At 35.8% G+C, this 14,340-nt stretch carries 10 protein-coding genes; 4 read left to right on the top strand and 6 right to left on the bottom strand.

Annotated elements, in window-relative coordinates; genetic code table 11:
* Positions 1-41 precede the first annotated feature (41 nt).
* Positions 42-1,649 carry an acyl-CoA carboxylase subunit beta gene (locus LZQ00_RS08955; protein WP_234514701.1) on the top strand — a complete coding sequence of 536 codons (1,608 nt, stop codon included), beginning with the start codon at positions 42-44 and terminating at the stop codon, positions 1,647-1,649.
* Between the two features lie 111 nt (positions 1,650-1,760).
* On the opposite strand, the gene LZQ00_RS08960 is transcribed toward LZQ00_RS08955, so the two are convergent.
* The 4 genes from LZQ00_RS08960 to LZQ00_RS08975 all read right to left on the bottom strand — a co-directional run bounded on the left by LZQ00_RS08960 (position 1,761) and on the right by LZQ00_RS08975 (position 10,219).
* Positions 1,761-3,680 carry an acetoacetate--CoA ligase gene (locus tag LZQ00_RS08960; protein WP_234514702.1) on the bottom strand — a complete coding sequence of 640 codons (1,920 nt, stop codon included), beginning with the start codon at positions 3,678-3,680 and terminating at the stop codon, positions 1,761-1,763.
* Between the two features lie 275 nt (positions 3,681-3,955).
* Entirely contained in the window at positions 3,956-5,002 is a 1,047-nt protein-coding gene (locus LZQ00_RS08965) for a ferredoxin--NADP reductase (protein ID WP_234514703.1), read from the bottom strand.
* A gap of 202 nt (positions 5,003-5,204) precedes the next feature.
* Entirely contained in the window at positions 5,205-6,974 is a 1,770-nt protein-coding gene (locus LZQ00_RS08970; RefSeq protein ID WP_234514704.1) for a RagB/SusD family nutrient uptake outer membrane protein, read from the bottom strand.
* An 11-nt stretch (positions 6,975-6,985) separates the two neighbouring features.
* Positions 6,986-10,219: a SusC/RagA family TonB-linked outer membrane protein gene (locus LZQ00_RS08975; RefSeq protein ID WP_234514705.1), complete on the bottom strand. Its 3,234-nt coding sequence runs from the start codon at positions 10,217-10,219 to the stop codon at positions 6,986-6,988.
* Between the two features lie 550 nt (positions 10,220-10,769).
* Here LZQ00_RS08975 and LZQ00_RS08980 point away from each other — a divergent pair.
* Together LZQ00_RS08980 and LZQ00_RS08985 are read left to right on the top strand one after the other, a co-directional pair.
* Complete coding sequence (locus LZQ00_RS08980; RefSeq protein ID WP_234514706.1) at positions 10,770-11,330, top strand: biliverdin-producing heme oxygenase; 561 nt, start codon at positions 10,770-10,772, stop codon at positions 11,328-11,330.
* Between the two features lie 520 nt (positions 11,331-11,850).
* Entirely contained in the window at positions 11,851-12,567 is a 717-nt protein-coding gene (locus LZQ00_RS08985) for a superoxide dismutase (protein ID WP_234514707.1), read from the top strand.
* 89 nt (positions 12,568-12,656) lie between these two features.
* Here LZQ00_RS08985 and LZQ00_RS08990 read toward each other — a convergent pair whose 3' ends face one another.
* Positions 12,657-13,055 (bottom strand): SRPBCC family protein, encoded by a 399-nt coding sequence (locus LZQ00_RS08990; RefSeq protein WP_234514708.1) that lies wholly within the window; start codon positions 13,053-13,055, stop codon positions 12,657-12,659.
* A 9-nt stretch (positions 13,056-13,064) separates the two neighbouring features.
* Positions 13,065-13,712 carry an orotate phosphoribosyltransferase gene (gene pyrE / locus LZQ00_RS08995; protein WP_234514710.1) on the bottom strand — a complete coding sequence of 216 codons (648 nt, stop codon included), beginning with the start codon at positions 13,710-13,712 and terminating at the stop codon, positions 13,065-13,067.
* 22 nt (positions 13,713-13,734) lie between these two features.
* Between pyrE and LZQ00_RS09000 the strand changes: the two genes are divergently transcribed.
* The gene (locus LZQ00_RS09000) at positions 13,735-14,322 is read left to right on the top strand and encodes an NUDIX domain-containing protein (protein ID WP_234514712.1); all 588 of its coding nucleotides are present in this window, start codon (positions 13,735-13,737) and stop codon (positions 14,320-14,322) included.
* The last annotated feature ends 18 nt before the right edge of the window (positions 14,323-14,340 follow it).

The following is a 14,340-nucleotide window of genomic DNA, read 5'->3' on the forward strand; positions in this document are numbered from 1 at the left end:
TAAATTCTAAATTTAACATGCTTTAAAATCCAATTATAACAATGAACGCATTAATTGTAGAGTTAGAAAAAAAAAGAGAACAGCTTCGATTAGGAGGCGGTGAAAATAAAATTAAAAAACTAAAAGAGAAGGGAAAACTAACCGCCTGGGAGCGAATAGAATATCTTTTAGATCCTCAAAAAGAATATATTGAAATTGGTCAGTTTGCTGGCGAAAACATGTATCCCGAAGAGGGAGGCTGTCCCAATGCAGGAGTTGTATGTGTACTCGGTTATGTTAAAGATGAATTATGTGTAATTGTTTCTAATGATGCAACTGTGAAAGCAGGCGCATGGTTTCCGATCAGCTGTAAGAAAAATCTGCGTGCACAGGAAATTGCAATGGAAAATAAAATTCCAATTATCTATTTGGTGGACTCTGCTGGGGTGTTTTTACCGATGCAGGATCAAATCTTTCCAGATAAAGAACATTTTGGTCGTATTTTTAGAAACAACGCTAAAATGTCTTCTATGGGCATCCCACAAATCGCTGCCATCATGGGCAGTTGTGTCGCGGGTGGTGCTTATTTACCCATCATGTCCGACTATGCTTTTATTGTAGAAGGTACAGGTTCGGTATTCCTTGCTGGTCCTTATTTAGTAAAATCTGCGATTGGGGAAACCGTAGATGCAGAAACATTAGGTGGTGCAAGTACACATTCTGTCATCTCAGGTGTAACGGATAATAAATTTCCTGATGAAGCAAGTTGCTTAGACGCTATCAAAGGCGTTATGGATAAGCTTGGTGCTCACCCTAAAGCAGGTTTCAACAGAAAAGAAGCTAAATTACCGATATGTAAAAGCGAAGAAATAGCGGATATTCTACCCTTAGATAGAACAAAACCCTATTCCATGCATACGCTATTAGATGCGTTGCTTGATGAAGGAAGTTTTGAAGAATATAAAAAAGACTATGGAAAAACAATTGTCTGCGGCTTAGCTCGTATAGATGGATGGGCAGTAGGCATTGTTGCCAACCAGAGAGAGATTGTAAAAGCTAAGAAACCTGCAGGTGCGATAGAGATGCAGATGGGTGGTGTGATCTACAGTGATTCAGCGGACAAAGCTGCTCGTTTTATTATGAACTGCAACCAACAACTCATTCCGCTTGTTTTTTTACAGGATGTGACGGGCTTTATGGTCGGTAGCCGATCGGAACAAGGGGGAATCATAAAAGATGGCGCTAAAATGGTGAATGCGATGGCAAATTCTGTTGTTCCTAAATTCACTTTTATTATTGGTAATAGTTACGGAGCGGGCAATTATGCGATGTGTGGTAAAGCCTACGACCCTAGATTAATCTATGCATGGCCTACAGCTCAAATGGCTGTCATGAGTGGTGCTGCGGCTGGTAATACCCTATTGCAGATTCAAGAGTCAGCATTGAAGTCCAAAGGGGTAAACATTTCTGAAGAAGAAAAGAACTCTTTACTGAATACTATTAAGCAACGTTATCAAGAGCAGTTAAGTCCTTATTATGCTGCTTCACGTATCTGGGTAGATGGTGTCATCAGACCTGATGAAACCAGAAAAGTAATCAGCTTGGGTATTGAAGCTGCTAATCACAATCCGATAACGGAACGGTATAATGTAGGTGTTATCCAAACTTAATACGCTGATCATAACAGATGATCTCGAAACACTTGACTACAAAAAAAATAATAAAGCCCAGGTTCTAAAAAAACTGGGCTTTATTATTTGTCTACTATAGCTAGAGAGCTTTTACTTGTTATTCATCTGCATATGGATCCAAAAGTCCAATGACTTCGGATCTTTCAAGACATCTAGACTCACGGCTTTTTCAACAGGGGTTCCCATCATAATTTTCTTTACGGGAATTTCTAATTTTTTACCACTCATGGTATAAGGAATAGCGGGTACAGCCACGATCTCATCTGGAACATGCCGAGGGCTATAGCTTTTTCTTAGCTTCAACTTAATCTGAGCTTGAAGATCGTCTGATAACTCCACTCCTGGCTTCATTTGCACATATAAAGGCATCTTTGAGGTGCCGTCTTCATGATCAAGACAGATAATCAAACTATCTTCCACTTCCTCAAATGTATTCAACACGTTATATATTTCAGCTGTTCCAATACGGACACCTCCCCGATTCAAAGTCGCATCAGAGCGACCATATACAACAATACCATCATGTTCCGTAAACTTGATCCAATCCCCATGACACCACAGTCCAGGATACTTTTCAAAATAACTTGCCTGGTATTGTCGATTATCATGGTCATTCCAAAAATACAACGGCATAGAAGGCATCGGCAGCTCAATAACCAGTTCGCCTACCTCATTCTTTACGGATTCGCCATTTTCATTATAAGCGGCAATTTTTGAGCCTAGTGTTAAACATTGGATTTCTCCAGCATACACGGGTAGTAAAGGGTTTCCCGATAAAAATGCACTACAAACATCTGTTCCTCCGCTTAACGAAACAATTTGTGAGGAAGGAAATTGTTTTTGCAGCCATTCAAAAGTTTGAGGAGGTAATGGAGAACCTGTAGATCCAATTGTTTTCGGTTGAAATCTCGGTTGATCTAATGTCAGGTGTTGATTGGCAATATAATATGCTGCCCCCGCCCCTACATGATCAATTTTATTCTGTTCAACAAAATCCCAAAAGGACAATTTTTCTGGATAAACCATTGCACCTTCATAAATACAAAGTGTCGCACCGATTAATAAGGAAGATAGGGCGTAATTCCACATCATCCATCCTGTCGTTGCGTACCAAACAAATCGTTCTTCTTCTTGCACATTTTGATGCAAAGCCAAAGCTTTAAAATGTTCGATTAAATTACCACCATTACTATGGGTAATCGCTTTCGGTTTTCCTGTTGTGCCTGAAGAATATAAAATCCAAATAGGGTGATCAAATGGAACAGCGGTAAATGTTAGCGGCGCTGAAGTAGAAAAAGACAACATATCTGTCCATTTTTGCTCATCTATAAAAATAACATCATCTACTAAAGTATCTAGCTTGGAAGCTAACGATAGCATAGAAGATTTAATATCAAACAGCTTTCCATTATAGGAATAAATAGCGTCTGCAAACAACAATTTGGGTTTTACCTGACTAAATCGTTCGACGATACTCGCCTCCCCAAAATCGGGTGAACAACAAGACCAAATAGCACCTATGCTGTTGACCGCTAGAAAAAGAGCAATTGCTTCTGGACTGTTTCTTAAAACCGCTACGATACGATCTCCTTTTTCAACACCATACTCCAAAAGATGGTGCTGTAGGGAAATAACCATATCTTCCAGTTCTTTCCACGAGCAAGTGCGAAGGGGTTTGTTTTCTTCTTGAAATAAAATCGCAGGTCTATCCGTACTGGCTTTACGAAAAATATGCTCTGCATAATTTAAAGTAGCACCATCAAACCATTTTGAACCTATAAAACCTTGTGCAGATGCTGCAAGAACTTGGTGATAAGGAGTATGTAGTTTTAGATCGAAGAATTGACTGATATCTTCCCAAAATTCAGCGAGTTCAGAAATCGACCATTCCCAAAGTGCTGGATAGGAATCCATTTTTTTATGGCGCTTTTGTTCTACAAAATGCTTAAATTGAGTTAAAGAAGATTCCTGTTTATAATGAACAGAGGGCTGCCAAATTAAATTACTCATTATTTCCGTTTCATTGGTTTGAGTCAAATCTAATGAAAATAAAACAACAAATCAGGTCAAAAAGACTGATTTATAAGAAAAATCAGAATCTACATCGGACATTAACAACAACAAAATTTCTCAAGGCGATTCTTATGGAAAATATAGATTATGGGAACTTTATTTAAAAAAATAACAACAGTATGTGGACTTCTTGTTCTTACAAAGTCAGATAACAAATCTTGTACAATAACATATACTTTCAAATATGTAAATATGTTTTTTGATCGGATAGATTAAATGACATCCACAACAGTTCCCTCTTCTACGGGATGTCCTGTACAAAGCAAAATACGACCATTCTCCATTTCGCGATCTGTTAACACTTCATTATAATCCATTCTAACTTTGCCTTGAGAACAGTTTGATATACATGTGCTACACATACCTGACTTACAGGAATACGGGAGCTTAATCTTATGTTCGAGACCTACATCCAAGATCGATTTATTATACGGAATTTCTAAGTCGTAGCTTTTTCCTTTAAAGTTCAACTTAATGGAATAACTGGTCTTGTCGATTACTTTTTCGGTCCCATCGTCGTCGTCTTCTTCATTCTCAGGGAGCAAAAAGGTTTCTCTTTTTATTTGCTTTTCATCAAACCCTATCCCCAATAAAGTGAAACGACATAAATCCATGTAAATAACCGGCCCGCAAGTATAAAACAAAGCTTGTTCAGGCTTATTTTGCAAATGGGTTTTCAAAAGAGAAAGGATATAATCTCTATTCAACCGTGCCGTCATGAGATTTTTGTTATTTGAATAGATCCAAACAATTTTAAACCGATCAGGATATTTGGCTTCCCAATCTTTCAGTTCATCTTTAAAGGGAGTTAATTCAGGAGAGCTATTGCTATAAACTAATATAATTTTAGATTTACGTTCGCGAACTAAAGCTGTTTTTAAAATGGAGTATAAGGGGGTAATACCAATACCTGCAGCAAATAAAAATACTGTCCGATCGCTATCTTCGATAGGTTCGTATGTAAAAAGACCCTGTGGATCCAACGCATTTACCACATCATTAGGTCCAATTTTATGATGCAGAAACCTAGAAATCTCTCCATTCTCTACCCGTTTGACGGTGATACTCAACGGCTCATCGACATCTGGAGAACTGCTAAATGAATACGATCTTCTCACTTCCCGATCTCCAAATTCAAAAGATAAAGTCAAAAATTGACCTGCTTTATAGGAAGGGTAAGAACCCGATATAGGTTCGAAGTTAATAGTTACATTATGATTTTCTCGAGGAATGATATTCTGAATTTTTAGCTTATGCATACCTCAAAGATAATACTCATAGCTAGTTTTATCAAATCATAAATATTGATGGAAGATAGAGGGATGAAATAACAGTCGACTTGTTATGTAAGTTGATTGATGGGGAAAACGAATGATCGAGGTATACTTCTAATATAGTAAGCATTATTATTAACTAAGGTACTGTCATATCGATTCACAGTACCTTAGTTAAGTTAACATACTACCAATTTGGGTTTTGTTTTAAATTGTTATTTCGCACAAGAACCGCTGCTGGTATAGGGTAAAGGTATTGTCTATCCGTAGCATCCCAGTCACGGGGTTGTGCTTTAAACCATTCTAAATGGTTATCGCTGGTCATGGTCTGAAAATTCGTTGCTTTTCCACCAACCGCGACTTTTGCCACACCCGCAGGTACAGTAATCGATGGTGCTGATTTGTTACCATCATAAAAAACGACATCAGATGTTCCATTATGATCTAAATCCATGAGCTTGTCCAGTGCAGGAACATATATTCCTGTCCAAGGAAGGGTAGCCATCAAAGTCCCTAATTTCCATCTTTTCAGATCCGTAAAACGAAAACCCTCTAAAGCCAATTCAATCTGTCTTTCTCGACGTACTTCTAGTAAGATTGGATCGGAGATGTTTGGAAAAAATGTCTGTTTTAGGTAATTATCGACTTTCGTAGGTAGCTCATTTATTCCGCCTGTTACTCCTGATCTTGCACGGATAGCACCAATAGTTTTTTGCCAGTCTGTAGCATTCATTTGATTGAGCTCAGCCTTAGCTTCCGCTACGTTTAATAATACTTCAGCAAAACGCATTAACGGAACAGCATTTGTATTATATGCGCCATTGTCATAATAAGGATCATCTAATGTATATTTGATAGGTTGGTATCCCGTATAGGTATGACTGCTAAAATTTGCTGTTGTTGCTACCGCATTTCGCATATATCCTGGTGTTCGGATTAATTGAGCCAGGCGATAGTCGCGATTTTGACATTCTTCAAAAAATTCTTGCGTTTGAAAATTAGCACGATCTGTATAAGGTGTACCGTCTATATTGAGTATGGTATTGATAAATTGACGGGTTAAACTCATGCGCGGTCCATACGTTGCGGAGGTATACCACCAATTGGCATCATTTAAAACTGCTTGCTCTTTACTGAAGGCTACAGCTAGCATGACTTCCTTCGTCACAGCTGTATTACTGATAAATAACTGTCGTTGCGATGCTTGAACTCCTTGTGCCGTATTTAATCCATAAGGGCTTTGCTCCATTAATATTTTACCTGCATCGACCACCATTTGAAAAAATTGATCGGGTTTGGTTTCTAAATTTATATTGTGATATTTCCGATATGTTCCTTCAAAAAGCGCTACGCGAGTCTTTAATCCCAGTGCCGTCCATTTATTAATCATCGTTCCATCTCCACCTGTTTCATTGATGTTTTGGAAAGCAAAATCCAAATCTTCTAAAATATGCTTAACCACCACTTCGCGAGAATCTTGCGTAGCATAAAGCAGTTCTTTTTCATCTTGAGAAATCGGATGATCTACCCATGGTAAATCTCCAAACCGAACCAACATATCGTAATAAAACCATGCTCTAAAAAAACGGGCAATGCCATTATAGTTGTTCTTTACATTATCGGCTAGATTCGGATTGTTATTTTTGACTATAAATTGATTGATATTTCGCAAAGTACTCCAAGACCAACCTGAGCTTGTTTCAGCAGAAAAGGCTCCTTTCACCATAAAATCATTGAGACTATTTACCGCAGCATAGTCGCTCATTGCATCTCCTTTATAAGCATCAGAACCTGAAGTAATATTATTATAAAAGGAATAACTATATGTTTTCAATCCACTTTCTGTCCCAAAGATATCGTCTTCTGTAGCAGAGGCTTTGGGAACTTCATTTAGCTCGCAAGAACTAAAAAACAAAGCAAAAGCAGAAATATAAAATACATTTTTAATTGTGTTCATTGTGTTCATGTTTAAAGTCCTATTGATAAATTAAAACTGATACTCTTCATTACTGGATAATTAAATCCATCTCCACTATTGGAACTACTTACATCTGGATCCGATTTGCCTAAATTTCCTACATCCAAATCTTTCGTGTGTTTGTACAATGGCGACCATGTCCATAAGTTCTCTCCAGATAATCCCATTCTTAAGCTACGTAGTTTCATTTTACTCGTAATTGAATTGGGGAAATTATAACCTATCTGAATATTTTTCATACGGATAAAGGCCACATTTTGAAGGTATCGAGACTGTGTATTGATTTTAATGGATTCATTATAACCTGCATAACGTGGTAAATAAGCATCCGTGTTTTCTTCAGTCCAATAGTTATCTAAATGCCATGTTGGTAAATTATTATAAGGTCGGTTGTATTGTCCCCAAAAAATGGATTCATTACTCGGATACCATTGTTGTTTTCCCACACCTTGAAAGAAGGTACCGAAATAAACATTGTTCCAATCTAAGTTTACATTAAACCCATAAATATAACGGGGTTCCGAATTTCCAATAATGGTTTTGTCACCATGGTTCGCTAGCGTATTGCTACCATAATCAATTACACCATTGCCATCTAAATCAGAAAAACGAACATCTCCAGGATAAATTTTCCCCGAATTGGATGATTTGATCAATTTTTGAGTAGGTGCTCCATCAATTTCTGCTTGGTTTTGGAATAAACCATAAGTTTTGTATCCCCAAATCTCTCCTAATCGCTCTCCTGCATAATAGTCAGTCAGAATTCCTGTTTCATTATTATAGCGGTCGATTGTAGAACGATAATCGGCTAAAGTCCCCTTTAAAGACCAATTAAATTGGTTGCCATTAACGTCAAAATTATCTTTGTAACCAACCGATAATTCAAAACCACTTGTTGTCATATCAGCATAATTTCCTTTTGGAGAAGCGGCACCAAAGATCTCTGGAAGCTGTTGTCCTACAGTATACATGTTTAAGGTCTTACGTTGATAAATGTCTCCGGTAAAACTCAGTTTGCTATGGATAGCAGAGATGTCTATTCCAACGTTAGCTGTTCGTGCTGTTTCCCATGTTAAGTTATCCGGAATCACAACAGGTACGCTTGTATAAGGGTTTCTCATACCATTTAATATTCTTCCTGAAATAGCAATGGTATACTGATCTAAATAACTATAAGGGTCTATATTACCATTTCCTAAAGAGCCATAAGAAGCTCTCAGTTTAAAATCTGAAATTACGGTATTATCGATTGTCCAAAAAGGCTCTTGCGACACGCGCCATCCTACTGAACCAGATGGAAAAAATGCCCATTGTTCATGTGTAGGAAATTTTGAAGAGCCGTCATATCGTCCATTGAATTCAAACAAATAACGATCTTTAAAAATATAATTGGCGCGCATGAAAACGCCTACATTGCGATATTTGTTATACCCTGCTGTAGCCGTTGTATTCTGACCTAATGCGAGATTGATATTCTCTGTATTTTCAGTTAAAAGTCCTGTTTTTGTGATATAAGTCGATTCATAGCGACGTTGTTCATAATTATATCCCAACAAACCTTTGAAGTAGTGATCTCCTATTGTTTTCTCGTATTCTCCGTAAAGATTAGAGAAGAGATACTTCCAATTTTGATCTACTTGATAGATATTATTGTTCAAGGAAGTTTCCAATTTGAGTATTTTTCCTTCCTGAACACTATAGGGTACTGGAACTTTTACACGTAATGAATGAAAATCACGATTTCTGAAAGTTAAATCACCTTTAATACGCAATGAATTATTCAAAAATTTGGTTTCAAAAGCTGAAGTATTTCGGAGATCGCGATTTTCTGTATCGGTACCATTTTTACCATAAATAAAATCACCTACGGTATAGGCTGCAGAAAAACTAAGGGAGCCATCTGGATTAAAAATTGGAGAAGAGGGATGTCCTTCATCAGCGATGTTACGCCAAATATTTCCTCCTTCACCTCCAGTAGAAGGATCCCAATATTTCGCGTAGCTGTAATCGATATTATTCGTTACCCGCAACCAATCTGTCACTTGCAAACCAGCCTTCGCCCGCGTATTATAGGTGGAGTATTTATCGGTATTGTATCGATACATACCATTGTAGTCATAGGCACGACCAGATAGATAATAATCTAATTTTCCCTCATTTCCACTCACAGAAAGATTATGATCTTGTACAAAGGTATTGTCCTTAATTAATGTTCCATAATAATCTTCATTACCATAATATACATAATTACCTTTATCATCAACGGTAGTCTGTTCACTAATCCCTTGTTCCTTACGTCGTTTGAATTCTTCTAGCCAATCGGTTGTGAAGATTTGAGTTTTATTGAGCTTACTGGGAATCGAAGAATAATTATTCCAGGCATTATATGCCGTAAAGAAATGCGATGCATACGTGTAGCCATCTGTCACGAAATCTGGTAAGGTAACTGGTTTTTGAAATGAGGCATTTCCAGAGTACGTGATAGAAGTACGTCCAGAGTTTGCTCTTTTCGTAGTGATAAGGACGACTCCAAATGTACCTCTTGAACCATAAATTGCAGCTGATGAAGCATCTTTTAATACCGAAACAGATTCAATATCATTCGGATTTAAAGCCCCAGGGTCACCTTCCACTCCATCAATTAAAATTAATGCACTTCCTCCTTGGCCAATAGAAGTTGTACCCCGGATATTAAAACTTGGATTTCGGGTAGGTTTACCATCCGCTGGTATAATGTTTAAATTGGGAACTGCTCCTTGAAGCATCTGACTCACGTTGGATAATGCTCGACCTTTAAATACTTCAGAACCAACCTGATCAACAGCACCTGTCAGGTTTGCTTTTTTCTGTGTTCCATAACCAACAACTACAACTTCTTCCAAGGATGTATCACTAGATTCCATGGTGATTTGCAATGAACCACTCCCAGCTTGTAAGGTATTATCTTTATACCCTATAATACTAAATTTCAATTTTTGTCCAGGTGATCCAGGAATTGAAAACTCTCCACTATTGTTTGTCCCAATGGTTTGTTGAGTAGTCAAATTGGTAACAGTAACCCCAGAAAGTGGTTGTCCATCTTTGTCTTTAACTACTCCTCGAATGGAATTTTGTTTTGTTTGCAAATGCATGGATTGAAATCTTTTTGCATGAGTATGCTCATAGTTTGCCCAACTGGGATAGGAAAGACAAAGCGCAAAACTAATTAATATTGTTTTTTGCATAAAAAATAAGGTTTAGATTTTTCACCAAAGTTGGTGATTTAAAGCGGTTTATAACTTAAGTTAATGTTAATAATTTTTTAAGAAAACATCAAGTTAAAGTGATATCAATTAACAAAAACTTAACCTAAAGGTGTTAATAATGGATATCAGCAAGATTAGATTGTAACATAAAAAAAGGAATATGTATTTCTCCAAAAGATAAATGCTGTCAAATAGCACAATCCATTCATTACCCAAAAGCAAATTCTACAACCTGAGATAACCTCCCTGATAAGAGAAAATTTTGTCATCACTGCGTTAGCATAATGTAATACGCCTCAGTCTTGAATAGTATGTGAACAACATGATAGTTTTAATTATTTAGATTTATTATAAATAATGTATATTTGTAAATAGATATGATTATTAAGGCGAAGATTAAACAACATAATGAATGGCTTTTTTGGGAAGAAATACCTGAAATAAATTCAATTCATACGCCTTTGTCAGAAAAACATATTGCTATAAACAAATACCCTGTCAATATTACTTACCAAATTTTATATTCATCATGTTAAACTTAAAAATCAAAGAAGCTACTAAACCGGGTCACCAAGAACTAGAGAAACATGTTATTTATAAATTGAAGGCAATTGAAAGCAATAACGATTATGCTGATCTCTTAAAATATTTCTACGCTTATTTTAAAGCTGCTGAAGCACAAATCCAAAAAGTACTACCAAATAGCTTAGCTCCATATTTTGCAACACGTAGAAATGCATCTCATGTAGAAAAAGATATTTTGGAACTGGGTGGTAACCTTGATAATTTACCAGAGGTCGCTTTACCGCGTATCGAAACTAAAAACCAAGCTATTGGAGCACTATATGTGTTAGAGGGTTCTATCATGGGAGGACCACATATTGTAAAGATGTTACAGCACAGAGGTGTACAATCAGGTTTTAACTTTTTCAATGGATATGGGGATCAGTCTTTAGATAAATGGAATGAATTTACCTCCATCATCAATCAAGAAGTAGCAAAAGAAGATAATCAAGAAGCTATAGATGCGGCTTTAGCTACTTTCTCTGCCTTTTCCAACACATTTAACTCAAAAACTATTTTATCTTAAATAACCGCATCTATTTTTTCTTTTAAAATTAAGTCAACTATATAAACAACTAAACATAAGTAAGTAACTAGCTATTTAGACCTTTCAATTCTATTCATTGCTTAATTATCAGATATAAATAATAAAGAAAAATAGATTAGTTATCTTATTTCTAAATTCAATAAAATTTGTACAGTCTTGATTTATCATAATACCGAAAAAGAGGTCTTGTCAGATTTTAAGAAATCAAAATATTCTCATCAACATTAAGTGAACTCCATATCTTCCCACTTTAACAAATAAAAACAAATCAATTGATCGAAATTCTTTCAAAACTGAACTAGATATTCAGCTGTTAATCCCATTTAAATTGAAAAAATTAATCAAAACAATTTATTTTCACTACACAAAAAATACAAAATAAGAGAAAAAGTCATGGTTTGGTAACATTCTCATTGTACTTTAAAAATACTAAGGTTAAAGAGTAATAAAGTTAAAAAATCACGTTATATTACTATTATTAACTTAATAAAGAAAAATAATGCAAACACGTAGAAACTTTCTTCATAACACAGCTAAAGCGACATTAGCTGTAGCCGTATCTGGTAGTGTTTTAAATAATCTAGCAAATGCAGAACCTGTTCATCATTTAGCCGCTCCTCTTTCTTTTAATCAAATCAAATTACCCTATACATATTCAGCATTGGAGCCTAATATTGATGCACTCACGATGGAAATACATTATACAAAACATCATGCTGCCTATATAAAAGCAATCAATGAAGCTATCGTTGCTGAAAATATCTCAGAGACATCAGAGGAGCAATTATTGGCTAATATTTCAAAATACTCTGCTAAAGCACGTAATAATGCGGGAGGAGCTTGGAATCATAATTTCTTTTGGGAAAATCTATCTGCTGAAAAACTAGAGCCATCTGAAAAAGTCATGCAATTGATCAATAATTCATTTGGCACACTTGATAAGTTTAAGGAGGCTTTTGCTGCTGCTGCTACGACAAGATTTGGATCTGGTTGGGCTTGGTTGATTTTAGATGAATCAGGCAAGTTAAAAATAACTTCTACAGCAAATCAAGATAATCCACTCATGGACGTGGTTGATAATAGAGGGATACCAATTTTGGCATTAGATGTTTGGGAACATGCATATTACCTTCATTATCAAAACAAAAGAGCTGATTATATCAAAAATTGGTGGAATATAGTCAACTGGAAAAAAGTTCACGAAAGAATTGCTTAACAAGATCAAGTTATAAAATTAAAATGTCTTCCAAATTGGAAGACATTTTAATTTTAGACCGAAAATATTTAGAATAATCTAGGGATAAATTATCTTAAAATTTCTTTCAATTTATTCACTTGAAAATCAGCTAGCTTTTGAAGAGGGCCTGCAGCAATCATCTTCATCATCATATTCAAATCAGCTTCTATAATAAAAGTAGCTAATGTAGAAGTAGCAGAAATCTCTGACAAAGTCCATTTTAATGTAACATCAAAAGGAGCCTTTTCGGATGGTACTAATTTCAATTCTTGATTTTCAATTCTTTGCTCTACTTTCAGGGCTAATTTAGCCATATTTTGAATCGTAAAACGAGCCTCATCAGCAGTTGAAGACCAATTGTAAATAGTATCAGGCATCAATTGCTCATGATTGTTCAAGTCTGCCAAAAAAGTGTATACTTCTTGAATTGACTTTGCAACTGTTACATTATTTTGAATCGTTGTCATATTTTTTTTCTAAACAGCAGGTGACCATTCGGATGGATTCGTTCTCCACTCTTTTAATAAATCAACATCTTCTTCAAAGATAAAACCATTTTTAGCAGCGACTTCAATTAAGGCATTGTAGTCACAAAGACTATGAAAAGTACATTTAGCATCAGCAAAATTCTTCACAGCTTCATCAAATCCGTAAGTGAAAATAGACACTAAACCAACCACATTACATCCTGCCTCACGTAAAGCTTTTACTGCAATTAAACTGCTTTTACCTGTGGAAATTAAATCTTCAACCACAACAACACGCTGACCACTAACGACTTCCCCCTCAATCATATTCTGACGACCGTGATCCTTAGCACTACTTCTTACATAAGAGAATGGTAAACCCAAGTCCTGAGCAACCAAAACACCTTGTGGGATACCTGCAGTAGCAACACCAGAAATCATATCCACTGATCCAAATTCTTCTTGAATCAACTTTGAAAGCTTCTGACGCATGTACGTACGGATTGCTGGATACGATAACGTAATACGATTATCACAATAAATTGGAGACTTCCAACCCGACGCCCAAGTAAAAGGGTTTTTAGGTTGCAATTTTATTGCTTTAATTTGCAATAAGGATTCAGCAACTTTTTGTTCAACCTCATTTAAATTATTCATGTCGCAAATTTATAAAATTTATATGAACCAATCTGTCCTAATTTTAGCAGATTTTGTTCCTAGTGGTATAAAATACCCACAAACAATTGATGTTCAAGATATTGATTTAGAAAAACTTTTTAAAATATCTGAACAAGAAGATTTTCCGAAGTCTTATTTATATATACATAAAGATTGTCAATTAGTTTTTCAAAAAATTAAAAACGACTCTAAAATCATTAAGGCAGCTGGCGGATTGGTAAAAAATGGTGACGGAGACTATTTATTTATATTTCGTTTAGGAAAATGGGATTTACCAAAAGGAAAGGTAGAAAGTCATGAAAAAATGAAAGAAGCTGCCGTTAGAGAGGTTGAGGAAGAATGTGGTTTAAAAATAAATTATTTGGGAAAGAAAATTCAAACATCATACCATACCTATCGTCTTCGTAATGGTGAATTTGTTTTAAAACAAACGAATTGGTATGAAATGGGAGTGAATAAAGTACCGAAGCTTATTCCACAGACTGAAGAAGATATTACAAATGCCGAATGGCTTGGTGCTCATAGTTTAAAACAAGTAAGACAGAATACCTATCCAATCATTGAAAATATTTTAGATGAAAATATTTAGAATTTTAAATTCTATTGA

Source organism: Sphingobacterium sp. SRCM116780, assembly GCF_021442025.1.
Taxonomy (GTDB): domain Bacteria; phylum Bacteroidota; class Bacteroidia; order Sphingobacteriales; family Sphingobacteriaceae; genus Sphingobacterium.